Origin of the sequence: Quadrisphaera sp. DSM 44207 (assembly GCF_900101335.1) — a bacterium.
Classification (GTDB): Bacteria; Actinomycetota; Actinomycetes; order Actinomycetales; family Quadrisphaeraceae; genus DSM-44207.
Map to the genome: position 1 here is coordinate 194183 of NZ_FNKA01000004.1, position 21554 is coordinate 215736.

20 protein-coding genes, 1 tRNA gene and 1 riboswitch are annotated in these 21554 nt (G+C 78.0%); of the genes, 7 read left to right on the forward strand and 14 right to left on the reverse strand.

Annotated elements, in window-relative coordinates; all coding sequences use genetic code 11:
* Positions 1–45: 45 nt before the first annotated feature.
* Genes BLS82_RS14885 through BLS82_RS14895 form a run of 3 tightly spaced genes read right to left on the reverse strand, consistent with a single transcriptional unit; the run spans position 46 to position 3234 of the window.
* Positions 46–846 (reverse strand): energy-coupling factor transporter transmembrane component T family protein, encoded by an 801-nt coding sequence (locus BLS82_RS14885; protein ID WP_218123978.1) that lies wholly within the window; start codon positions 844–846, stop codon positions 46–48.
* A 28-nt stretch (positions 847–874) separates the two neighbouring features.
* On the reverse strand, positions 875–2425 hold the full coding sequence (locus BLS82_RS14890) for an ABC transporter ATP-binding protein (RefSeq protein WP_255378377.1): 1551 nt from the start codon (positions 2423–2425) through the stop codon (positions 875–877).
* A gap of 8 nt (positions 2426–2433) precedes the next feature.
* Positions 2434–3234 carry an ECF transporter S component gene (locus BLS82_RS14895; protein WP_092867425.1) on the reverse strand — a complete coding sequence of 267 codons (801 nt, stop codon included), beginning with the start codon at positions 3232–3234 and terminating at the stop codon, positions 2434–2436.
* A 61-nt stretch (positions 3235–3295) separates the two neighbouring features.
* Positions 3296–3401: riboswitch (TPP riboswitch) on the reverse strand.
* A 112-nt stretch (positions 3402–3513) separates the two neighbouring features.
* On the opposite strand from BLS82_RS14895, the gene BLS82_RS14900 reads away from it, so the two are divergent.
* From BLS82_RS14900 to BLS82_RS14915, 4 genes are all read left to right on the forward strand, one after another.
* Positions 3514–3792 (forward strand): DUF4235 domain-containing protein, encoded by a 279-nt coding sequence (locus BLS82_RS14900; RefSeq protein ID WP_092867427.1) that lies wholly within the window; start codon positions 3514–3516, stop codon positions 3790–3792.
* Positions 3793–3866: 74 nt separating this feature from the next.
* Entirely contained in the window at positions 3867–4013 is a 147-nt protein-coding gene (locus tag BLS82_RS15885; RefSeq protein ID WP_176819134.1) for a hypothetical protein, read from the forward strand.
* Positions 4014–4119: 106 nt separating this feature from the next.
* Positions 4120–5418: a hypothetical protein gene (locus tag BLS82_RS14910; protein WP_092867431.1), complete on the forward strand. Its 1299-nt coding sequence runs from the start codon at positions 4120–4122 to the stop codon at positions 5416–5418.
* A 1-nt stretch (position 5419) separates the two neighbouring features.
* Positions 5420–6115, forward strand: coding sequence for a class F sortase (locus BLS82_RS14915; protein ID WP_218123979.1), 696 nt, complete (start codon positions 5420–5422; stop codon positions 6113–6115).
* A gap of 22 nt (positions 6116–6137) precedes the next feature.
* Here BLS82_RS14915 and BLS82_RS14920 read toward each other — a convergent pair whose 3' ends face one another.
* On the reverse strand, positions 6138–7154 hold the full coding sequence (locus BLS82_RS14920; protein ID WP_092867432.1) for a hypothetical protein: 1017 nt from the start codon (positions 7152–7154) through the stop codon (positions 6138–6140).
* A gap of 9 nt (positions 7155–7163) precedes the next feature.
* Positions 7164–7742: a dCTP deaminase gene (dcd, locus tag BLS82_RS14925; protein ID WP_092867434.1), complete on the reverse strand. Its 579-nt coding sequence runs from the start codon at positions 7740–7742 to the stop codon at positions 7164–7166.
* Between the two features lie 103 nt (positions 7743–7845).
* On the opposite strand from dcd, the gene BLS82_RS14930 reads away from it, so the two are divergent.
* Positions 7846–7916, forward strand: a tRNA-Gly gene (locus BLS82_RS14930).
* Between the two features lie 10 nt (positions 7917–7926).
* Here BLS82_RS14930 and BLS82_RS14935 read toward each other — a convergent pair.
* The gene (locus BLS82_RS14935) at positions 7927–8667 is read right to left on the reverse strand and encodes a hypothetical protein (protein WP_092867436.1); all 741 of its coding nucleotides are present in this window, start codon (positions 8665–8667) and stop codon (positions 7927–7929) included.
* 88 nt (positions 8668–8755) lie between these two features.
* On the opposite strand from BLS82_RS14935, the gene BLS82_RS14940 reads away from it, so the two are divergent.
* Entirely contained in the window at positions 8756–9805 is a 1050-nt protein-coding gene (locus BLS82_RS14940; RefSeq protein ID WP_092867438.1) for a YihY/virulence factor BrkB family protein, read from the forward strand.
* Between the two features lie 101 nt (positions 9806–9906).
* Here the strand turns inward: BLS82_RS14940 and BLS82_RS14945 are convergent, their stop codons facing one another.
* From BLS82_RS14945 to BLS82_RS14960, 4 genes are all read right to left on the reverse strand, one after another.
* Positions 9907–10995: a DNA polymerase domain-containing protein gene (locus tag BLS82_RS14945; RefSeq protein WP_092867440.1), complete on the reverse strand. Its 1089-nt coding sequence runs from the start codon at positions 10993–10995 to the stop codon at positions 9907–9909.
* A 148-nt stretch (positions 10996–11143) separates the two neighbouring features.
* The gene (locus BLS82_RS14950) at positions 11144–13114 is read right to left on the reverse strand and encodes an NHL domain-containing thioredoxin family protein (RefSeq protein WP_092867442.1); all 1971 of its coding nucleotides are present in this window, start codon (positions 13112–13114) and stop codon (positions 11144–11146) included.
* Positions 13111–15162 (reverse strand): bifunctional copper resistance protein CopD/cytochrome c oxidase assembly protein, encoded by a 2052-nt coding sequence (locus tag BLS82_RS14955; protein ID WP_218123980.1) that lies wholly within the window; start codon positions 15160–15162, stop codon positions 13111–13113. Before BLS82_RS14955 ends, BLS82_RS14950 begins: the two co-directional genes overlap by 4 nt.
* A 36-nt stretch (positions 15163–15198) precedes the next feature.
* Positions 15199–16053: a nitrilase-related carbon-nitrogen hydrolase gene (locus BLS82_RS14960; RefSeq protein WP_092867444.1), complete on the reverse strand. Its 855-nt coding sequence runs from the start codon at positions 16051–16053 to the stop codon at positions 15199–15201.
* A 20-nt stretch (positions 16054–16073) separates the two neighbouring features.
* On the opposite strand from BLS82_RS14960, the gene aroQ reads away from it, so the two are divergent.
* Entirely contained in the window at positions 16074–16511 is a 438-nt protein-coding gene (gene aroQ / locus BLS82_RS14965) for a type II 3-dehydroquinate dehydratase (protein ID WP_092867446.1), read from the forward strand.
* Positions 16512–16523: 12 nt separating this feature from the next.
* Here the strand turns inward: aroQ and BLS82_RS14970 are convergent, their stop codons facing one another.
* The 4 genes from BLS82_RS14970 to BLS82_RS14985 all read right to left on the reverse strand — a co-directional run bounded on the left by BLS82_RS14970 (position 16524) and on the right by BLS82_RS14985 (position 21538).
* Positions 16524–18020, reverse strand: coding sequence for a dihydrolipoamide acetyltransferase family protein (locus BLS82_RS14970; protein WP_092867448.1), 1497 nt, complete (start codon positions 18018–18020; stop codon positions 16524–16526).
* A 48-nt stretch (positions 18021–18068) separates the two neighbouring features.
* Positions 18069–19103 (reverse strand): alpha-ketoacid dehydrogenase subunit beta, encoded by a 1035-nt coding sequence (locus BLS82_RS14975; RefSeq protein ID WP_092867450.1) that lies wholly within the window; start codon positions 19101–19103, stop codon positions 18069–18071.
* A complete protein-coding gene (gene pdhA, locus BLS82_RS14980; RefSeq protein WP_255378378.1) occupies positions 19100–20260 on the reverse strand; it encodes a pyruvate dehydrogenase (acetyl-transferring) E1 component subunit alpha in 1161 nt (386 codons plus the stop codon). Before pdhA ends, BLS82_RS14975 begins: the two co-directional genes overlap by 4 nt.
* Positions 20261–20425: 165 nt before the next feature.
* The gene (locus tag BLS82_RS14985) at positions 20426–21538 is read right to left on the reverse strand and encodes a histidinol-phosphate transaminase (protein WP_092867453.1); all 1113 of its coding nucleotides are present in this window, start codon (positions 21536–21538) and stop codon (positions 20426–20428) included.
* Between the last annotated feature and the right edge of the window lie 16 nt (positions 21539–21554).

The window sequence follows — 21554 nt, forward strand, 5'->3', positions numbered from 1 at the left end:
GTCCAGGTGTCGCCACCGGAGCTCCCCGGGTGCGCGGTCGGCGTGTCAGGACAGGAGCAGCTCCCACGTGCCGGCGGCCACCCCGGCGGCGGTGGCGGCGCCCGCGAGGCCCGCGCCGCCGAGGACGACGAGCCAGTCGCCCGCGCGCACCCGGCTGGTGCGGGCCCAGGTGCGCTGCGGCGACGCCCCGAAGCCGCGCGCCTCCATCGCGGTCGCCAGCACGGCAGCGCGGCGCACGGCGAGCACGAGCAGCGCGAAGACCTGTCCGGTCGCGCGCCGCGCGCCGGCGAGCAGGCCGTCGTCCCCCAGCCCGCGCGCCCGCCGGGCCAGCCCCAGCTGGGTCCACTCCTCGGCGAGGACGTCGACGAGGCGCAGCGCGGCCAGCGCCGCGAGGACGAACCGGTGCGGCAGCCGCACCACCTGCGCCAGGGCGTCCCCGAGGTCCGTGGGGTCGGTGCTGGCGAGCAGGACGACGCCGGGCAGCCCGATGGCGCAGACGCGCGCGAAGACCGCGGCGGCCGCCAGCAGCGACCCGGTCGTCACGGTGACCGGTCCCGCGCCGAGCAGCACCGCGCCCTCGTCCGCGCCGACGAGGGCGGTCAGGACGGCGGCGGGGACGGCGCCGAGCAGCACGACCGCCGCGCGCCGCGCCAGGGCCCGGGCGGACAGGCCCGCCCGCGGCAGCACCAGCAGCTCCAGCAGCAGCGCCGTGCCGGCGGTGACGGGGTCGACCGTGAGCAGCAGGGCGACCGAGACCAGGAGCGCCACCGCCAGCTTGGCGACGGGGTTGGCGCGCGCGAGCGCGGTCGGCCGCACCGCGCCCGCGTCGAGCAGGCCGAGGCTCACGGCGCCGCTGCTCCGGATCGCCGCGGGCTCACCGCGCCGCTCCCGCCGGCAGCCGGGTGCGCACCCGCCCGTCCGCCACGGCCCACACCTCGTCGGCGAGCGCCGCGGTGAGGTCCGCGTCGTGCGTGGCGGCCACGACCGCCGCGCCCTCGTCGCGCACCTCGCGCAGGAGCCGCACCAGCTGCGCCCACGTCCGGGCGTCCTGGCCGAAGGTCGGCTCGTCGAGCACGAGCAGCCGCGGGCGGGTGGCCAGCGCGGTCGCCACCGACAGCCGCCGCTGCTCCCCGCCCGAGAGCGTGAAGGGGTGGGCGCGGGCCAGGTGCTGCAGGTGCAGCCGCTCGAGCAGGGCGGCGACGCGCGCGGCGACGTCCGCCTCGGGCGCCCCGGCCCGGCGCGGCCCGACCGCGAGCTCCTCGGCGACGGTGCCGGCGACGAACTGGTGGCGCGGGTCCTGGAAGACCGACCCGATCCGGGTGACCAGCTGGCGCGCGCGCCACCGCACCGGCTCCTCGCCGGCACCGGCGGCGAGGGCGGGCGTCGCGCGCACGCGCCCGGACACCGGCGCCACCAGACCGGCCAGGGCGAGCGCGAGCGTCGACTTGCCGGCCCCGTTGGGACCGCGCACGGCCACGACCCGGCCCGCCGTCACGCCGGCGTCGACGCCGCTGAGCACGGGAGCGCCGCCCCGGCGTCCCACGGCGACCTCCTCCAGGGCCAGCAGCGGCTCCTCGGGCGGCGTTGCGCGCACCTGGGCCGGCGAGGCAGCACCCGGCGACGCGGTGGGCCGCAGGGGCGCCGCGGACCTGCCGGGCAGCCACACGCCGGCCGCCGCCAGCTCGGCGGCGCGCTCGGCCAGCACCCGTTCGGGCGGGCCGTCGGCGAGCGCGCCGCCGCCGGGCGCGAGGACGACGACGCGGTCGACGAGGTCCAGCCACAGGTCGACCCGGTGCTCGACGAGCAGGCAGCCGCCGCCGGTGGCGCGCAGCTGCTCTCCGACCACCGCGCGCAGGCGGCGGGCGCCGTCCGGGTCGAGCATCGCGGTCGGCTCGTCGAGCAGCAGCAGGCCGGGGCGCAGCGCCAGCACGCCCGCGAGGGCCAGCCGCTGGCGCTGTCCTCCGGACAGGCGGGACGTCGGGTGGCGTCGCGGCAGCGGCAGGTCCACGGCCGCCAGCGCGCCGTCCACCCGCGGCCAGATCGCCTCCGGCGGCACGCGGTGGTTCTCCAGGCCGAACGCGACGTCGTCCCCCACGCGGGCGAGCACCGTCTGCGCCTGCGGGTCCTGCAGCAGCAGCCCCGTGCGCGCCTCGCCCGCGCGCCCTGCGACGGCGTCCAGCCGGGCGCGGCCGGCCGGCGCGCCGTCCAGGAGCAGCTGGCCCTCCTGCTCCCCGGAGCCGTCCTCCCCGGCGTCGAGGAGGCCGGCGACGCCCGCGAGCAGCGTGGACTTGCCGGCACCGCTCGGGCCGAGCAGCAGCACCCGCTCACCGGGCGCGACGTCGAGGTCGAGCCCGCGCACGGCCCACGCCCGCCGCCCGTTCCAGCGCCAGCCCCAGCCGCGGGCGGCGATGCGCGGCGCGTGCACCGCCGGGGTCAGACCCGGCTGGCGCCGCGCCCGGAGGCGAGCGGCGCCAGGGCGCCCGTGGCGGCCAGCGCGCGGGTCAGCGCCCAGGCCCCCGCCCCGGCGACGACCACCCCGGAGACCACGGCGAAGGCGACGTAGACCGCCTTCAGCTCGGCGGGGAGCTCCGGGTAGTACACGAGGCTGTCGAGGAGGCCGACCACCACGCCCGCACCCGCCCCCGCGGCCAGCGCCGCGGGCAGGCCCCAGCGCCGGTAGAGCATCAGGGCGAGGACCACCTCGGCGCCGAGGCCCTCGAGCAGGCCGTACCAGACGGTCGCGAAGCCCCACTGGTTGCCCACGAGCGCGCTGAGGACGGCGGCGACGAGCTCGGTGTAGACGGCGGCACCGGGACGGCGGACGACGAGGCCGCCGAGCACCCCGGGCAGGAGCCACACGCCGGCGACGAGCGCCGACGCGGGCGGGAAGAAGGCGAGGGCCGCGCTCACCGGCCCGTAGGCCGCGACGTTCCACACCACCAGGAGCAGCCCGCCGGCGACACCGAGGACGCTCGCGACGACGATGTCGACCACGCGCCAGCGCGGATGGTGCGAGGAGGTCCACCCCGCCAGCCACGACCCGGCGAGGGCGAGGAGGACCGCGAGCGGGACGGTCAGGTCCGTCTCGAACAGCGTGGGGCGGCCGAGCAGCCCCGACCCGACGGCGGCGGCGAGCAGGAGGCCCGCGGCGGCGAGCGCGAGCGGACGGCGCCCGGTCGGCACCGGCGCGGTGGCGCCGTCGGCGCCGCGGGTGGAGCGGTGGGTGGTGCTCATGGTGGTCCTCCTCCGTCGGTGGAAGGAGGGGATGCCGCGCGCCCGCCCCCAGGCGGGTGCGCGGCCGAGATGCCCGACTCCCTACGCCGGTGTGACCCGGATCAGGTTCGAGGGTCTGCGGTCGCCCGCACTCTCAGCGCCCTGGTGGCGCTCCCCTGTCGTTCACCGCGCATCGTACTGCGGCCGGACGGGGGTGCTCAGGTGGCCCCGCGTCCCCGGGAGCGGCAGGGTGGCGCCGGGCCCGCGCGGTCGGCGCGGACGGCGCGAGAGGAGCAGGCGGTGGGCGGTCTGGTGTGGAGCGTGATGTCGCTGGGGTCGAAGGTCGTCGGCCGGTCGGTCACGAACACGGCGGCGAGCCGCGTCTGGAAGGCCGCCACGCGCCGCAACCCCCCGATGAACCCGATGAGCCCGGCGACGTCGTGGGGCGAGGCGACGGCGTGGTCGATGGTCACGGGCGCGATCAGCGGCTTCGTCGTCATGCTCCTGACGCGGCAGGCGGCGAAGTTCTACCGGACGTCCGCAGGCCACCTGCCCCGCAAGGTCGCCCAGGACGGCTGACGCCGACCGCCGCCGGCGCGGCCGCACGGGTGCTCGGGCGCCCCGACCGGCCGCGGGCGTGGCACCCTCGGGGGGTGCTGCTCAGCTCGCTGCGCGAACCCGGGACGGGGCGCCCCTCGCCGCTGGCCAAGCTCCTGGCCGTGCTCGTCGTCGCGGGCATGCTCGCCTCGATCTCGCCCGTGCTGGTGCCCGTGCTGCGCTGGTTCGCCGCCCCCTTCTGAGCCGGCGCAGCCCTCCGGCCTGAACATCGACAGGCCGTGAGCACTCGTCGCTCTCTGTAGACTCTTCGCGCGGCTGCCGTCGGGGCGCCCGCTCGAGGAGGGCCCGATGCACCGCACCGCCGTGGCCCCGGCCTGCGCGGTCCTCGCCCTCGCCGCCGGCCTCGCGCTCGCCGCTCCCGCGGCCGCCGCTCCCGGCGCCGCGACCACCGCGAGCGCGACCACCGCCGGCCCTCCCCCTGCCGCCGCGCGCGTCGTCCTCGACCCGGCGCAGGTGTCGGTGCGCCTCGTGCTGGACGACGCCCGGACGGCGCCCGCTCCGAGCGGGGACGCCGCCCGCGGCGCGCAGGCGGCGCCCGCGGCCCCCGGCGCGCGGCTGAGCATCGACCTGCCCGACGTGGTCGACGCCTCGGACGCGCGGGCCGCGCTGCGCGTGGACGGCGCCGAGCGGGCGGTGCCGGTGGAGCTCTCGCTGCACGACGGGCGCCTGCACCTGGAGCTGCCCTCCGCCGACGAGCTCGACCAACGCGGGAGCGACCGCGGCGAGGACGCCGCGGCGCTCGCGCAGGGCGGGGCGGCCCCCGCCGACCAGCTCGGGGCGGCCCTCGGGCAGGGCGGGGCCGGCGCACCGGTCGTGCTCGAGCTCGACGGGCTGGCCCTGGACGACGCCCCGCCGGGGTACCGCGTCGAGCCCGCCGCGGCCCTGCCCCTCCGCCTCGCCGAGGACGCACCCGCGTCGGTCGAGCTCGGCCTCGGCGTCGCCGCCACCGCCGACGTCGGTGCGGCCGGGGCCGGTGGCGGGGCCGCTGACGCGCCCGGTGGCGGCGTGGCGGCGGGCGCGGACGTCGAGGTCGAGCTGCCCGCCACCTCGGCGCTCGGGCTCCTCGGGCACGAGGCGCTCGGTGCGCCCCCCGCCTCGCGCGGCGCCCCCGCGGAGGCGCCCTTCGTGCTGCGGGCGCTGGACCCTCGGGGCAGGCCCGTGGCCGGCGCGCCCGCTGTGCAGCCGGACGCCGCGACCTCCGGCGACGGCCGCCGCGCGAGGGTCGAGCTGCCGGCGGACCTGCCGGCCGGCTCCTGGGCGCTGACCGCCGTGCTCGTCGCCGAGGACGTCCCCGCCCGCACCGTCGTCACCGCGCGCCTGCAGGTGCGGGCGGCGGAGGCCGCGGTCGAGGTCGCGGCCGAGGCGGCGACGGCGACCTCGACGTCGGGAACCGCGACGGACGCCGCGACGCCGTCCCCGACCGCGCGCCGCCTGAACCCCGGCCTCAGCTCCGCCACCGGGGTCGAGGAGCCGACCGCACCGGGGTCGGCCACCGGTCGGGCCCTCGTCGGGGCGGGTGCGCTCGCCGCCGCCGGCGCCCTGGCCGCCGCCGCCCTGCGCCCGGCCCGCCGACGGACGGAGGGCTGACGTGCCCGCGCCCTCCCTGCACCGGCGCTCCGCGGGCCTGCCCACGCTGCGGACGACGGCCCTGGCCGGCGCCGTGGTCCTGGCCGCCTCCGGCGCCGTCACCCTGGGCACCGCGATCGCCAGCCGCGACGGCGCCGGCACGACCGCTCTGCCCGCCCTGCCCCCGGCCGCCGCCGACGAGGTGCTCGCGGTCCCCGGCGCCGCGCAGCCCGCGCGCGCCGCTCCCGGCCCGGTCGGCTCCTCCGTGCGCCTGCAGGTGCCCGAGGTCGGCCTCGACGTCCCGGTGCTGCCGCTCGCGCCCGCGGACGGCGCGCTGAACCCGCCGACGATCGGCGAGGCGTACTGGGTGCAGCCCTACGGCGACCCGGTCGGGGACGCCGAGCAGGCCGACAACACCCTGTACATCGCCGCCCACTCCTCCAGCGGCGGCGGCGCCGCCTTCGACCCGCTGCTGGACCGCCGGCGCCAGCGCGGCGCGCTCGAGCCCGGCGACGTCGTCACCGTGCGCACCCCGCAGGGTTCGGTCGACTACACCGTGCAGCGCACGCAGCGGTACGCCACGGACGAGCTGGCCGGCGCCGAGGAGGTCTGGGAGGCCTCCCCCGGCCGCCTCGTGCTCATCACCTGCTTCCAGCGCGGCGACGGGCGGCCGTCGACGGAGAACCTCGTCGTCGTCGCCGGGTCCTCGGGCGCCTGAGCGGTCCTCGGGCGCTGGGCGCTCAGCGGACCGGGAAGCCCTCGGCGTCCACCACGAGGCCCCCGCACGCCTCCGCCAGCGCGGCCGCCAGGCGCTCGACCACCGCGGCCGCCTCCGCGCGCGCCCGGCAGAACTCCTCCGCCGGGTGCTCGGTCTCGGCCTCGTGCTCCTCCGCCGGCCACCACACGACCCGGTAGCTGACGGCGGAGGCGGCCCACGGCTGCGCGGCCACCGAGGGCGGCAGCTCCTCCGCGCCGCCCACGAGCACCTCCACCACGCCCTCCTCCGCATCCGCCTCCTCCGGGCCCATCCGGACGACGAGGGCGTAGGCGTCGAGCGCGTCCGGCTCGGCCATCGCCGCGGCGTCGCGGCGGTCCGCGGCCAGGTGCAGGCCCTCGCGCTGGGCGTCGGTCAGGCCCACCCCGGCGCCGGGCGCCTCCAGCGCCCGCACCGCCGAGAAGCTCAGTCCCTGCCACACCTGGCCGTCCATGGCGAGCTCCGCCGACGGCACGGCGGCGGCCGCCGCCTCCAGCGCCGCCTCGGGGGGCAGCCAGTAGCGGCTGTGGACGGTGCGGTCGATCCACGCGTCGCGGTCGGGCTGCAGCAGCGCACCCGACGGCGCGACCCGCACGGCGCCGCCCAGGCGGCGGGCCAGGGCGAGGCCCAGCTCGACGGCCCGCCGCTCGTCGTCCACGGGCAGCCCGTCGGGGAAGGCGCGGTGCAGCCCGTCCCGGTCCGTGGCCCCGGGCAGGGGCGGGGTGCCGCGCTCGCGCGGGCAGGTCAGCGCCCACGCGGTGCGCCACGGCGGCGGCACGGCCGCGGTCGCCGCCGCTCCGGCGTCCAGCCGCAGCGGGCCCCGCAGCGCGGCGTAGCGGCCCGTGCGCAGCACCACCACGTCGCCCTCGTCCTCCCGCGCGGCGCCCGGGGAGCGCTGCAGCACCAGGTCGGCGACGGCGTCCGGCGCCGTGCCGTCGGGCAGCAGCAGCAGGTGCGCCTGCGCCAGGGCCCGCCCGGCCTCCCGCCCGCTCACGTCGCCCACGACGGCCCCCTACGAGACCCGGGTGCGGGAGAAGGACAGGTGCGAGCGGCTCGCCGTCGGGCCGCGCTGGCCCTGGTAGCGCGAGCCGTAGCGGGCGCTGCCGTAGGGGTGCTCGGCCGGGCTGGTGAGCCGGAAGAAGCACAGCTGCCCGATCTTCATGCCGGGCCACAGGCTGATCGGCAGGGTCGCCACGTTCGACAGCTCCAGCGTCACGTGCCCGGAGAAGCCCGGGTCGATGAACCCCGCCGTCGAGTGCGTGAGCAGCCCGAGCCTGCCGAGGCTCGACTTGCCCTCCAGCCTCGCGGCCAGGTCGTCGGGCAGGGTCACCTGCTCGAACGTCGAGCCCAGGACGAACTCGCCCGGGTGGAGCATGAACGGCTCGTCCGCGGCGACCTCCACGGGCCGCGTCAGCTCCGGCTGGTCCTGCGCCGGGTCGATGAGCGCGTACTTGTGGTTGTCGAAGAGCCGGAAGAAGCGGTCGAGCCGCACGTCCACGCTGGACGGCTGCACCATCGCCTCGTCGTGCGGGTCGAGCACGACGCGCTCGGCGGCCAGCTCGGCGCGGATGTCGCGGTCGGAGAGCAGCACGGGATCACCGTAGTGGTGCCGCGGCCGCGGGACGCCGACGCGATGGCCGGTCGCCGCGGCGGCCTGGGTATGCTGCTGCGCGGGTGCTCGCCCCAGCACCCGTGCGGGTGTAGTTCAGTGGCAGAACTTCAGCTTCCCAAGCTGATAGCGCGGGTTCGATTCCCGTCACCCGCTCCCAGCGCCCTCAGACGACGTCGCCGAAGTCGCCCCCGAAGTCACCGCCGCCGAAGTCGCCCGCGCTGCCGAGGTCGCCGACGTAGTCACCGCCCCCGCCGGCGTCCGCGGCGTCGGTGTAGTCGCCGCCGTAGTCGCCGCCCTCGCCCCCGAGGTCGCCCCCGTCGCCGGCGAGGTCCTGGCCGGAGTCGTCGAAGTCGAACATCGCGTCGGCGATGGCCGTCCCGACGAAGGCGCCCGCGATGCTCGTCAGCAGGCTCCCGGCGATCAGCCCACCCATGCCGATCCCGCCGCCCATGCCCGTGCCGCCGCGGCTGAAGCTGCGCTCCAGCGTGCCGGGCGAGCGCATCTCGGCGCGCGTCGCCATGCGGGCGAGCGCGCGCGGGTCGTCGCTGGTGGTGCGCTCGTGCGGCGGGACCTGCGAGCTCAGCTCGGCCAGCACCTGGCGGCGCTGCTCCGGGGTCAGCTGCGCGAAGGCCTCGGCGTGGGCCTGCTCGATCTGCTCGGGCGGGGCGGTGCGCAGCAGGTAGCGGTAGCGCTCGATGGCCTGCTGGTCGCTCGAGGCGCCACGGCCCCCGGCGGGCGGCTGACCGTGCCCCGGGACCGGCGCCCCGTAGCCCTGCGGGGGCGCGTAGCCCCGCCCGTGGCCCTGCGGGGGCGCGTAGCCCTGCCCGTAGCCCTGGCCGTCGTCCTGCCCGTGGCCCTGGGCGGTGCTCCGCCTGCGCCCGAAGAGCCTGTCCAGGAGTCCCATGACGCCGTCCTCATCGGTTCCGGGCGTGGCCGATCGGCCACGCCGCTCCAGCGGTTAGCATCGCCCCCTACCCGGGTACCGTCGGATCATGAGCACTCCCGACAGCATCCGGCGCCGCAGCGAGGAGCAGGGTGGTCCCGCGGCGGGGCGCACCGCCGCGTCCCAGGACGACGTCGCGGACGAGCACGCCGAGCAGCAGGCCGCGCGCGTCCCCGGCGGCACGGCGGACAAGCCGCAGGAGATCCCCGTCAAGGGCTGGTTCCAGATCGCCAAGCGCGGGTGGAAGGAGGCGCAGCAGGACAACGTGCCGCTCATGGCGGCCGGGGTCGCCTTCTACGCCTTCCTCTCGATCTTCCCCGCGCTCCTGGCGGTCATCTCCATCTACGGCCTCGTGTCCACCCCCGAGGACGTCACCGCGCAGATCGAGTCCATCGGCGCCGCCCTGCCCGAGTCGGCCCGCGCCCTGCTGGAGCAGCAGCTGACGCAGCTGGTGACCGCGAGCTCGAGCGGCCTGGGCTGGAGCCTGGCGCTGTCCGTCGCCCTGGCCCTGTACAGCGCCTCCAACGGCGTCGGCAACCTCATCACGGCGGTGAACATCGCCTACGACGAGCACGACGACCGCGGCTTCATCAAGCGCAAGGCGCTGGCCCTGGTGCTCACCCTCGGCGCGATCATCGTCGTCGTCGTGGCCCTGGCGCTCCTGGCCGTCCTGCCCGGCGTGCTGAACGCCCTGAACCTGTCCGGCCTCGCCACCTTCGGCATCCAGGTGGCGCGCTGGGTGGGCCTGCTGATCCTCATCACCGTCGCGCTCGCGGTCATCTACCGGGTGGCCCCGGACCGCGACGCCCCGAAGATGCGCTGGGTGTCGGTGGGCGCCGGCATCGCCACCGCGCTGTGGCTCATCGTGTCGGTCGGCTTCACGCTCTACGCCAACATCTTCGGCTACGGCAGCACCTACGGCGCCCTCGCCGGCGTCGTCGTCCTGCTGATGTGGCTGTGGCTGAGCTCCTACGCCGTCCTCCTCGGCGCGGAGATCAACGCCGAGAGCGAGCAGCAGACCGTCAAGGACACCACCAAGGGCGCTCCCCAGCCGATCGGGGAGCGCAACGCGGTCAAGGCCGACACCGTGCCCGCCTGAGCGGGCTCGCGACCGACGCCGTGCCCGGCTGAGCCGGCCCTCTCCGACGGACGCCGTCCGCACTCCTCGGTGGGGTGCGGGCGGCGTCCGCGCGTGAGGGGTCAGTCCTCCGGTGCGGCCTGCGGAGCAGCTCCCGGACGGCGGTCGCGGTCGCGGCTGGGCTGCACGCGCTTCGGCTCGCCCGGCATCTTCGGGTGGTTGGGCGGGTACGGCAGCTCCCCGGCGCCGGCGGCCTCGTCGCGCTCGGCCATCTCCAGCAGCGGGGAGAGGTCGTGCGCGACGTCGTCCAGCGCGGCCATCGGGTCCCCGCGCCGCGCCAGCAGCCCGGGCACGGTGGCGATGGTGAGGTCGTCCGGGTCGGCGTCCACGAGCTCGGCCCACGTCAGCGGCGTCGAGACCGTGGCCCGCGGGGTGCGGCGCGCGGAGTAGGCGCTGGCGATGGTGTGGTCGCGGGCGTTCTGGTTGTAGTCGACGAGGATCGCCGAGGTGCGCTGCTCCTTCCACCACGCGGTCGTCACCCGGCCCCCGGCGCGGCGCTCGACCTCGCGGGCGAGGGCGACGGCGGCCCGGCGCACGGTCGTGATCTCCCAGCGCGGCTCGATGCGCACGTAGACGTGGATCCCGCGCCCGCCGCTGGTCTTGGGGTGCCCGCGGTGGCCGAGCTCGTCGAGCAGCGGGGCGAGCACCTGCAGGGCGACCCAGCGGGCGTCCTCGAAGCCCGTGCCGGGCTGGGGGTCGAGGTCGATGCGCAGCTCGTCGGGGCGCTCGACGTCCGGGCACCGGGTGGGCCAGGGGTGGAAGGTGACGGTCGCCATCTGCGCCGCCCACACCAGGGGCGCGGCGGCGTCGGCGCGCAGCGCGTCGGCGGAGCGGCCGGAGGGGAACGTCACCCGGCAGGTGCGCACGTACGGCGGGGCGTGCGCGGGGACCCGCTTCTGGTAGACCTCCTCGCCCTCGACCCCGTCGGGGAAGCGCTGCAGGTAGGTGGGGCGGTCGCGCAGCGCGCGCAGCAGCGGGCCGGGCCCGCCGTCCGGGGTGCGGGTGGCGACGGAGCGGTAGTACTCGACGAGGTGGCGCTTGGTGCCGCCGTCCGCACCGAGCGCGGGGAAGACGACGCGGTCGGGGCTGGTCAGGCGGACGGCGACCCCGTCGACGTCGAGCTCCTCGGCGGGCGCCTCGGCGGCGGTCACGGCGCGGTTCCGCTGTCGATCATCCGGCCACTGTCCCGCGCCGGGCGGGCTCCGGCATCCCTCCGCACCGCACGTTCCGCCAGACGTGCGGTGTGGAGGGTCCCTGGCGTCGCACTTCCGGCGGAAAGAGCGATCAGGACGTGCGCGCTCAGACGCCGCGCAGGTCCAGGTCGAGGGTGCTGGCGCCGTCCGGGGACGTGCGCACCGGGATGCCCCAGTCCTGCTGGTACAGGTGGCACGCGGCGTGCTCGGGCACCTCGCCCGTCTGCGGGTCGCCGTCGCACGCGGCGGCCTGCACGGACACGTGCAGCACGCCCTCGGGGACGTCGCCGGAGACCACCAGGTCGCGCACGAGGCCCGTCGCGTCGCCGGCGCCGGCGACGAGCAGCTCCGGCGGGGACGCCGAGACGACCAGCCGCGTGGGGTCGCCCCACCGGTCGTCGAGCTCCTGCCCCGTCGGCGGGGTGAACGCGACGCGCAGGGCCACCGGACCGGGCGCGACCTGCGTGGGCGGGCGGCGCACCTGCTGCGCCGCGCCGTCCACGCGCTGGGCGGCGGCCGGCACGGGCAGGCGCACGAGGCGGTGGGCGGCGGACTCGACCACGACGAGCGTCGCGCCGCCGTCCTCGACGAGCAGCGCCGCGGGCTCGGCGAGGTCGCGCGCCAGCGTGCCCACCGAGCCCATCGCGGGGTCGTAGCGGCGCACGGCGCCGTTGTAGGTGTCGGCGACCGCCACCGACCCGTCGGGCAGCACCGCCACGCCGAGCGGGTGCTGCAGCAGCGCCTGCGCGGCGTCGCCGTCGCGGAAGCCGAAGTCGAACAGGCCGGTGCCGACGGCGGTGCCCACCTCGTAGCCGGGCAGCGCGATCGGGAGCACGTTGGCCATCCGCTCGTCCTCGACGAGCGGCACCGAGCGGTCGGGGAGCGCACGATCACGGCTCGGGTCTCGGCGCAGGTGGCGCAGGGCCGAGGTCTCGGCGTCCGCGAGCCACAGCACCTCGCCGTCGGGCCCGCTCGCGACGGCGAGCCCGGAGGTCTGCGCGAACCACGCCTGCTCGGCGGCGCCGTCGCGCAGCCCCTCGGCGGTGGTGCCGGCGAGCACGCGCACGACGCCGCCGGCGGGGTCGGCGGCCGGGTCGAGCGCCCACAGCTGGTGCACCCCCGCCATGGCGATCACCAGCTGCCCGTCGAACCACGCCACGGCCATCGGCGTCGACAGCTCCTGCGCCAGGGCGGGGCCACCGCCCTCGCGCCGGCGCAGCTGCTCGCCCGTGCCGGCGACGGTGACGACCGCGCCGTCGGCCAGGCGCACCCCGCGCACGGCGTGGGCGGCGCTGTCGGCGACGGCGACGTCCCAGCCGACGCGCGCCGCGACGTCCGGCGGCAGCAGCGCGAGCCCGGCCGGCTCGGCGAAGCGCGCCCGCCGCGGGCCGCCGTCGGCCAGGCCCCGCTGCCCGGTGCCGATGCGGTACCGCTCGGTCTCCAGGTCGTCCTCGAGGAGCACGAGCTGGTGGTGGGCGGTGTCGGAGACGAGCAGGCCCCCGCCGGCCTGCGCGGGCAGGGCCAGGACGGCGCCCGGGAAGCTCAGCGCGCTGGTGGGCGCCGGTGGCGGGGTGTACGGGCCGGTGCCCGAGCGCAGCGCGCCCTTCGCCCCGTGCTCGGCGACGAGCTCCCTGATCAGCACCGCGAGCCCGTGCGCGTGGCCCTCCCCCGACAGGGACGCGACGACGTACCCCTCGGGGTCGACGACGACGAGGGTCGGCCAGGCGCGGGCGGCGTAGGCCTGCCAGGTGACCAGCTGCGGGTCGTCGAGGACGGGGTGGCGCACGTCGTAGCGCTGCACCGCGGCGTCGACGGCCTGGGGCGTGCCCTCGTGGGCGAACTTCGGCGAGTGCACCCCGACGACGACGAGGACGTCGGAGAACTCCTCCTCCAGCGGGCGCAGCTCGTCGAGCACGTGCAGGCAGTTCACGCAGCAGCTGGTCCAGAAGTCGAGCAGCACGACCTTCCCGCGCAGGGCCGCGAGGTCCAGGTCGCGCCCGCCCGTGCCGAGCCAGCGCCGCCCGGACAGCTGCGGGGCCCGCACCCGCGCGCGGCGGGCGGTGGCCGGGCTGGTCATCGGGGTCCTCCGGGGGTGCGGTGGTGCGCGTGGTCCTGCTCGCGGTCGCGCTGGGCGATGCCGGCGAGCATCGCGTTGTAGCGCGTCAGGTCCGCGTCGTCGTCCCGGCCGGCGGCCCGGTCGCGGCGGCGAGCCTCGCGGGTGTCGCTGCGCGCCCACTGGGCGGCCAGCACGACCGCGAGCAGGAGGGTGGGCAGCTCGCCGATGCTCCACGCGATGCCGCCGCCGGTGCGCTGGTCGGCGAGCGCGTCGACGCCCGTGCCCAGGGAGGAGAACCACGTCGCCTGCAGGAGGTCCTCGCTGGTCAGCAGCGCGACGCCGAAGAAGGCGTGGAACGCCATGGTCGCGAGCAGCAGCAGCAGCCGCAGCGGGTACGGCGGGCGGGAGGGCCCCGGGTCGACGCCGACGAGCGCGTTGGCGAACAGGTAGCCGGAGGCGAGGAAGTGCACCTGCATCAGCTCGTGGCCCAGGTGCGTGCTCAGGGCCAGGCCGAACAGCGGCGTGTAGTAGAAGGCGACGAGGCTGCCGGCGAAGACGACCGCCGCGACGACCGGGTGCGAGAGGAACCGCGCGTAGCGGGAGTGCACCGCGGTGAGCAGCCACTCGCGCGGCCCCCGGGTGCCGTCGGTGCGGCGCGGCAGCGCGCGCACGGCCAGCGTGACCGGCGCGCCGACGACGAGCAGCGGCGGCACGACCATGGTCAGGACCATGTGGGCGACCATGTGGGCGCTGAAGAGGACCTCGGCGTACGCGGTCGGCCCGACCGACGTCACCCATGCCAGGACGGCGCAGCCGGCGACCCAGCTGAGGGTGCGCCCGAGCGGCCAGCCGTCCCCCCGCCGGCGCAGCCGCGCCACCCCCGCCAGGTAGCCGGCGAGCAGGGCCGCGACGACGAGCAGCCAGAGCAGGTCCGGGCGCGCCTCGGTGACGAAGCGGGCCGGCGTCAGGGGCAGCGGCGGCAGGGGCTCGCCGGTGGCGACCTCCGCCGGGGTCGCGGCCTCGACCGCCCCGCCCGGCAGCGGGGGGCCGGTGCGGGCCAGCGCCACGGCGACGCCGGTCGTCGCGGCCATGACGAGGACCTCGCCGGCCACGAGGCGCCAGAAGGAGCGGGCCCGCCCGGCGTCGAGCGCGCCCAGGGCGCGGCGGCGGTGCAGCCACCCGGCGACGCCGAGCCCGGCGGTGGCGAGCGCCTTGACGAGCAGCAGGGCGCCGTACGGGCTGGCGAGGGCCCCGAGCGAGCCCAGCTGCACCCAGCCGTTGGCGAGCCCGGAGACGACGACGAGCACGAACGCGCCGAGCGCGAGCGCGGAGTAGCGGCGGGCCACCGCGGACAGCTGCGGGCCGAGCAGGCCGCCCACCAGCGCCAGCGCCACGAGGCCGCCGACCCAGGCGCCCACCCCGACCCCGTGCAGCCACCAGGCGGTCACCGCCGTGCGGTGGCCGCCGTCGCCGCTGCCGTGCCCGGCCAGCGCCAGCGGCACCAGCGCCGCCGCGGTCAGGCCGGCGCCCCACGCGGCCGCGGTGGGCGTGGCGGTGCCCACCGCCGGCAGCGTGGCCGCGAGCACCGCGAGGGCGACGGCGAGCCCGAGCAGGCGGCCGGGCTCGACCTCGGCGACGTAGAAGCCGAGCTCGCCGCCGAAGCCGGGCGCGGTCAGGGGGCGGCCGGAGACGTCCGCGTAGCTGAGCACCAGCGCGGCGACCGAGGCGAGCACCCACGCGACGGCGCAGGCCGAGGCCACCCGGGCGGCGCGCGCCCACGCCGGGGTGCCCGGGGACAGCGCCACCGCGAGCAGCAGCAGGGCGCCGAGCACGACCGAGACGGACAGGTCGCGCAGGCCGAGCACCACGGGCAGGCCCCAGCGGACGGCGGCGCCCGGGTCGCCGAGGTCGCGCGGCGCGGCGCCGCCGGTGGCCAGCAGGCTGCTCAGCAGGGCGACGAGCAGGGCCGGGACGGCGAGGAGCAGGGCGAGCCGCGCCGCGCCCGGACCCCGCTCGCGCGCGGCGGGGGGGAGCGGTGCCGGGGCGGCCAGGGGCGGCGCGCTGCTCACCCTCCCAGGGTAGGCGCGCGCCCCGACGGCGGGGGCTCAGCGCGCGGTGACCTGCGCGACAGGTCGCGCCACGGGCGGCGCCGGGAGGCGGCGGTCGGCGAGCACGGGGAACTCCTCGCGCCAGCGCGCCGCGTCGGCGAGGTCGACGTCGACGGCGAGGACCTGCTCGTCGTCCCCGGCCTCGGCGAGCACGCGGCCGCGCGCGTCGACGACGGCGCTGCGCCCGCCCATGCGGTGCCCGGCGTGGGTGCCCGCGGTGTTCGCGGCGACCAGGACCACCTGGTCCTCCACCGCGCGGGCCCGCGCCAGCAGGCTCCACTGCTCCACCCGCGCGGCCGGCCACGCCGCCGGCACGAGCACCAGCTGCGCGCCGCGGTCGACGAGGGCGCGGAACAGCTCGGGGAAGCGCAGGTCGTAGCAGGTCGCCAGCCCGGTCGTGACGTCCCCGGACGGCGCGGGCAGGCGCGCGGTGACGACGTCCTCGCCCGCCTCCAGGAGCAGCGGCTCGCCCGCGCCGAAGCCGAAGCGGTGCACCTTGCGGTAGGTGGCGAGCAGGGCGCCGTCCGGGCCGAGGACGAGGGAGGTGTTCCACAGGCCGCGGCCGTCGGGGCCGGAGGGCTCCCCGGGCGCAGCGCGCTCGACGATCGAGCCGCCGTGGACGACGGCGCCGGCGGCGCGCGCGGCGTCCGCGAGAGCGCGCAGCGTGGGCCCGTCGACGGGCTCGGCGCGCTCGGGCCAGTGCCGGTAGGCGAACCCGCCGGGCGCCCACAGCTCGGGCAGGACGACCAGGTCCGCGCCGCGCTGCGCGGCGACCAGGGCGGCGACGCGCTCGCGGCGCGCCGGGACGGGCTCGTCGTCGCCGTAGCCGACCTGCAGCACGTGCACCCGCATGCGTGGCAGCCTAGGCCGCCGTGGACGTGCACCTGCTCAACGGGCCCAACCTCTCCCGCCTGGGGCGGCGCGAGCCGCAGCTGTACGGGACGATGACGCTGGCCGAGCTCGAGGAGTCCTGCCGCGCCACCGCGCAGCAGCTGGGGCTGGGGCTGCTGGCGCGGCAGACCGACGCCGAGGCGCAGATGATCGGCTGGCTGCACGAGGCGGCCGACGCGGGCGCCGCGGTCGTGCTCAACCCCGCCGGGTGGACGCACACCTCCGTGGCGCTGCGCGACGCGTGCGCGATGCTGACCGGCCCGCTCGTGGAGGTGCACCTGTCGAACGTGCACGCGCGCGAGGAGTTCCGGCGCCACTCCTACGTCTCGCCGGTGGCGTCCGCGGTGGTCGCCGGGATGGGCGTGGAGGGCTACCTGGCCGCGCTGCGCTGGATCGCCGCGACGGCCGCCCCCTCCTGAGCGGTGCGCGCCTCAGGCCCAGAGGAGGGCGCGGTCCGGGCGCTCGAGGACGGCGGCCACGTCGGCGAGGAAGCGGGAGCCCAGGTCGCCGTCGACGAGCCGGTGGTCGAAGGAGACCGACAGCTCGGCGACCCAGCGCGGGCGCACCCGGCCCTTGTGCACCCACGGCCGCTGCCGCACCGCGCCCACGCACACGATCGCGGCCTCGCCGGGGTTGAGGATCGGGGTGCCGGTGTCCACGCCGAAGACCCCGATGTTGGTGATCGAGATCGTGCCGCCGGTCAGGTCGGCGGGGGTGCTGCGCCCGTCGCGCGCGGTGCGCACCAGCTGCGTGAGGGCGGTGGCCAGGTCCAGCAGCGCCAGGTCGCCGGCGTCCTTGACGTTCGGCACGAGCAGGCCGCGGCGCGTGGCGACCGCGATGCCGAGGTTGACGTAGTGCTTGAGCACGATCTCCTGGGCGTCCTCGTCCCAGCTGGCGTTGATGCCGGGGTTGCGGCCGACGGCCAGGCAGATCGCGCGGGCGAGCACGAGCAGCGGCGAGAGGTGCACGCCGGCGAACTCGCGGTCCTCGCGCAGGCGGTCGAGCAGCTTCATCGTGCGCGTGACGTCGACCGTGACGAACGCCGTGGCCTGCGGCGCGGTGAAGGCGCTGGCGACCATCTGCTGCGCGGTGGCCTTGCGCACGCCCCGGACCGGCACCCGGGTCTCGCGGCCCTCGCGCACGGTCTGGGCGTCGGGGGCGTGCTCGAGCAGGTCCTCGCGGGTGACGGTGCCGCCCGTGCCGGTGCCGCGCACGGAGCCGAGGTCCACCCCGAGGGTGCGCGCGAGGGCGCGCACGGGCGGCTTGGCGAGCACGCGGGAGATGCCGGCGGCCACGCCCGTGGCCTGCGGGGGCGCGCTCTCGGGCGCCTCCGGCGCGGGGGACGACCCGGGGGACGGTGCGGGGGACGGCGCGGCCGCGGCGGGCTCGGGCGCCGGAGCCGACGCGGACGCCGGCGCGCCGGCCGGGGCGGGCGCGGCGGGCGGAGGAGCGGCGGCCTGCCGGGCGGCGGCGGCAGCGGCAGCGGCGCCCCGGCGCCGGCGCAGCGGCCCGCCCGTGCGCGGCCCGTACCCGACCAGCACCGAGGAGCGGGCGCCCTCGGCCTGCTCGGGCGAGGCCTCGAGGCCGGCCTGCGCGGACGGCGCGACCTCGGCGGGCTCCGCGGACGGCGCCGCCTGCGCCTGCGCGGCCGCCGCCTCGTCCGTGGTGGGCAGGTCGCCCTCCTCGGGCACGGACACGGCGATCAGCGGCGTGCCGACGTCCACCGTGCGCCCCTCGGAGACCAGCAGCTCCTGCACCACCCCCGCCCACGGCGACGGCAGCTCCACCACCGACTTCGCGGTCTCGACCTCCACGACGGGGGCGTTGACCTCCACGGCGTCGCCGACCTGCACGAGCCAGCGGACGACCTCGGCCTCCGTCAGGCCCTCCCCGACGTCCGGCAGGGCGAACTGCTGCGTCTGCGCCACCGCGCTGTCCCTCCTCGAGCCCTCAGCGGGGCGGCTGTGCGCGCCGGCTCAGTACGCCAGCGAGCGGTCGACCGCGTCCAGCACGCGGTCGACGTCCGGCAGGTAGTGCTCCTCGATCCGCGCCGCCGGGTACGGGACGGCGAAGCCGCCCACCCGCAGCACCGGGGCCTCGAGCGCGTAGAAGCAGCGCTCGGTGATGCGCGCCGCGAGCTCGGCGCCCAGGCCCAGGAAGGTCGGCGCCTCGTGGACGACGACGAGCCGGCCGGTGCGCAGCACCGAGGCCTGCACGGTGTCGACGTCGAGGGGGGAGACGCTGCGCAGGTCGACGACCTCGATGCTCGTGCCCTCCTCCTCCGCGGCGGCCGCGGCGTCCAGGGCCACCCGCACGGTCGGCCCGTAGCCGACCACGGTCACCTGGTGGCCGGCCCGGGCCACGCGCGCGCGGTGCAGCGGGGGCGCGGGAGCGTCGGGGTCGACCTCGCCCTTGTCCCAGTAGCGGCGCTTGGGCTCGAACAGCATCACCGGGTCGGGGCTGGCGATCGCCTGGCGCACCATCCAGTACGCGTCCTGCGGGGTGGCGGGCGTGACCACGCGCAGGCCGGCGGTGTGCGCGAAGTACGCCTCCGGCGACTCGCTGTGGTGCTCGACGGCGCCGATGCCGCCGCCGTAGGGCACCCGCAGCACCACCGGCAGGCGCGTGGCCCCCGCCGAGCGGGCCCCGATCTTCGCCAGCTGGGTGACGATCTCGCTGTAGGCGGGGTAGATGAAGCCGTCGAACTGGATCTCGCACACCGGCCGGTAGCCGCGCATGGCCATCCCGATGGCGGTGCCGACGATCCCGGCCTCCGAGAGCGGGGTGTCGACGACGCGGTCCTCGCCGAAGTCCTTCTGCAGGCCGTCGGTGACGCGGAAGACCCCGCCGAGGCGCCCGATGTCCTCGCCCAGGAGGACGACGCGGCGGTCGTCCTCCATCGAGCGGCGCAGCGCCGCGCCGACCGCCCGCGCCAGCGTGAGGGTCTGCACCGCCGAGCGCCCGCGCGACGGTGCGCCCGGGCGGGCGGTGCGGGTGGCCTGCCTGCTCATCGCGCCTCCTCGCCGTCCTCGTCCAGCCACTGCTCCAGCCAGGCGCGCTCCTCGTCGACGAGCGGGTGCTGCTCGGCGTAGACGTGCTCGAACATCGACGCCGGCTCCGGGTCGGCCAGGGCGCGGCAGCCGCGGCGCACCCGCTCCCCGAGCGCGTCCGCCTCCGCGCGCACGGCGGCGAAGAAGGCGTCGTCCGCGCCGCCGGTGGCGCGCAGGTGCGCCTCGAGGCGGGCGAGGGGGTCGCGGGCGCGCCAGACCTCCTCCTCCGCGGAGCTGCGGTAGCGCGTGGTGTCGTCCGAGGTGGTGTGCGCGGCCATCCGGTAGGTGTAGGCCTCGACGAGCGTGGGGCCCTCCCCCGAGCGGGCGCGCTCGGCGGCGGCGCGCACCACGGCCTCGACGGCGAGGACGTCGTTGCCGTCCACGCGCACGCCGGGGAAGCCGAACCCGGCCGCCCGCTGGTGCAGGGGGGCGCGCATCTGCCGCTCGTTGGGCTCGGAGATCGCGAACTGGTTGTTCTGGCAGAAGAAGACGACGGGCGCGTTGAAGACCCCGGCCCACACGAACGCCTCGTTGACCTCCCCCTGCGCGCTGGCGCCGTCCCCGAAGCAGGCCAGGACGGCGGTGTCGCGCTCGGGGTCGCCCGTGCCGACCGCGCCGTCGCGCTGCACGCCCATCGCGTAGCCGGTGGCGTGCAGGGTCTGCGCGCCGATGACGAGGGTGTAGAGGTGGAAGCCGTTCGCGTCGGCCGGGTCCCAGCCGCCGTGCGTGGTGCCGCGGTACAGCTGCAGCAGCGTGACCGGGTCCAGGCCGCGCGTCCAGGCGACCCCGTGCTCGCGGTAGGTCGGGAAGACGTGGTCCTGCGGGCGCAGCGCGCGCCCGGCGCCGACCTGCGCCGCCTCCTGGCCCGAGCAGCTGGCCCACAGGGCCAGCTCGCCCTGGCGCTGCAGGGACGTCGCCTCGGTGTCGAAGCGGCGCACCACGGCCATGTCGCGGTAGCGCCCGCGCAGCTGCTCGGCGCCCAGGTGCGCGACCAGCGAGGCGTGCGCGTCGTCGTCCACCCGCTCGCCCTCCGGCGTCAGCAGCTGGACCATCGGCTCCGCACCGGGTGCCGGCGCGGCGTCGAGCGCCCCGGGCGAGGGCGAGCCGCTCCGGACCACGCGAGCTCCTTCGGACGACGGGAGGGCGGCGGGGTGGGTGCCGCCGGCGGTGCGGGGCACCGAACCCTACGCAACCGTAGCCCACGCGTCGAGGAGCGTCCCTCCGTCGGAGCGCGCGGGCTCCCGCGCAGGTCAGGGGCCGATCAGCAGCCGGTCAGCGCTCCGTCACGAGGCGTGTTCGGCCCGCCACCGGGCGGCGACCCCGAGCAGCCGGTCCCCCGCCTGCGGCTCGGCGACCGTGGCGCGCACGCCCTCCCCGGGGAACGGCCGCACCGACAGGCCGGCGGCCTCGCAGGCGGCGGCGAAGGCCTCGGCGCCCTCCCCCAGCGGCAGCCACAGGAAGTTCGCCTCCGAGCGGGGCAGCGCCCACCCCTGGGCGGCGAGGGCGCCGGCCACCCGCTCGCGCTCTGCGACGAGGGCCGCCACGCGGGCCATCAGCTCCTCCCGCACGGCGAGGGAGGCGACGGCGGCCAGCGAGGCGATCGAGGAGACCCCGAACGGCACCGCCGTCTTGCGCAGCGCCTCGGCCACCGGCGGGTGCGCGACGGCGTAGCCCACGCGCAGCCCCGCGAGGCCGTACGCCTTGGAGAACGTGCGCAGGACGGCGAGGTTCGGGCGGTGGCGGTAGGCGCGCAGGCCGTCGGCCGCCGCGGGGTCGCGCACGAACTCCGCGTACGCCTCGTCGAGCAGCACGAGGACGTCGTCGGGCACGCGGTCGAGCAGCTCCTCGAGCTCATCGGCACCCACGGCGGGGCCGGTCGGGTTGTTGGGCGAGCAGACGATGACCAGGCGGGTGCGCTCGGTGACGGCGTCCGCCATCGCGCGCAGGTCGTGGCGGCCGCCGGCGCCCAGGGGCACCCCCACCGCCGTGCCCCCCGACAGCGCCACGACGATCGGGTAGGCCTCGAAGGACCGCCAGGCGTGGACCACCTCGTCGCCCGGGCCGCACACCGCCTGCAGCACCTGCCCGAGGACGGCCACGCTGCCGGGGCCGACGACGACGTGCTCGCGCGGGACGTCGAGGGCGCGCGCCAGGGCGTCGACGAGGTCCGCGGACGTCAGGTCCGGGTAGCGGTTGAGCTGGGCGGCCGCCGCCTGCACCACCTCGAGCACCGCGGGCAGCGGCGGGTACGGGTTCTCGTTCGAGGAGATCTTGTAGGAGGCGCCGTCCGGGCCCGTGGGCGCCGGGCGCCCGGGCCGGTAGCCGGGCAGCGCCGCGAGCGCCTCGCGCAGGCGCGGCGAGGTGGACGGCGGGGCGGCGGTCGGGCGGGCGGCCATGGGCGGCCAGCGTAGG

Excerpts from the sequence above, each read along its gene's own strand:
- BLS82_RS14895 (WP_092867425.1), bottom strand. The coding sequence starts at position 3,234 with ATGAGCACCACCCACCGCTCCACCCGCGGCGCCGACGGCGCCACCGCG.
- BLS82_RS14910 (WP_092867431.1), top strand. The coding sequence starts at position 4,120 with ATGCACCGCACCGCCGTGGCCCCGGCCTGCGCGGTCCTCGCCCTCGCC.
- BLS82_RS14935 (WP_092867436.1), bottom strand. The coding sequence starts at position 8,667 with ATGGGACTCCTGGACAGGCTCTTCGGGCGCAGGCGGAGCACCGCCCAG.
- BLS82_RS14940 (WP_092867438.1), top strand. The coding sequence starts at position 8,756 with ATGAGCACTCCCGACAGCATCCGGCGCCGCAGCGAGGAGCAGGGTGGT.
- BLS82_RS14950 (WP_092867442.1), bottom strand. The coding sequence starts at position 13,114 with ATGACCAGCCCGGCCACCGCCCGCCGCGCGCGGGTGCGGGCCCCGCAG.
- BLS82_RS14960 (WP_092867444.1), bottom strand. The coding sequence starts at position 16,053 with ATGCGGGTGCACGTGCTGCAGGTCGGCTACGGCGACGACGAGCCCGTC.
- BLS82_RS14975 (WP_092867450.1), bottom strand. The coding sequence starts at position 19,103 with ATGAGCAGGCAGGCCACCCGCACCGCCCGCCCGGGCGCACCGTCGCGC.
- BLS82_RS14985 (WP_092867453.1), bottom strand. The coding sequence starts at position 21,538 with ATGGCCGCCCGCCCGACCGCCGCCCCGCCGTCCACCTCGCCGCGCCTG.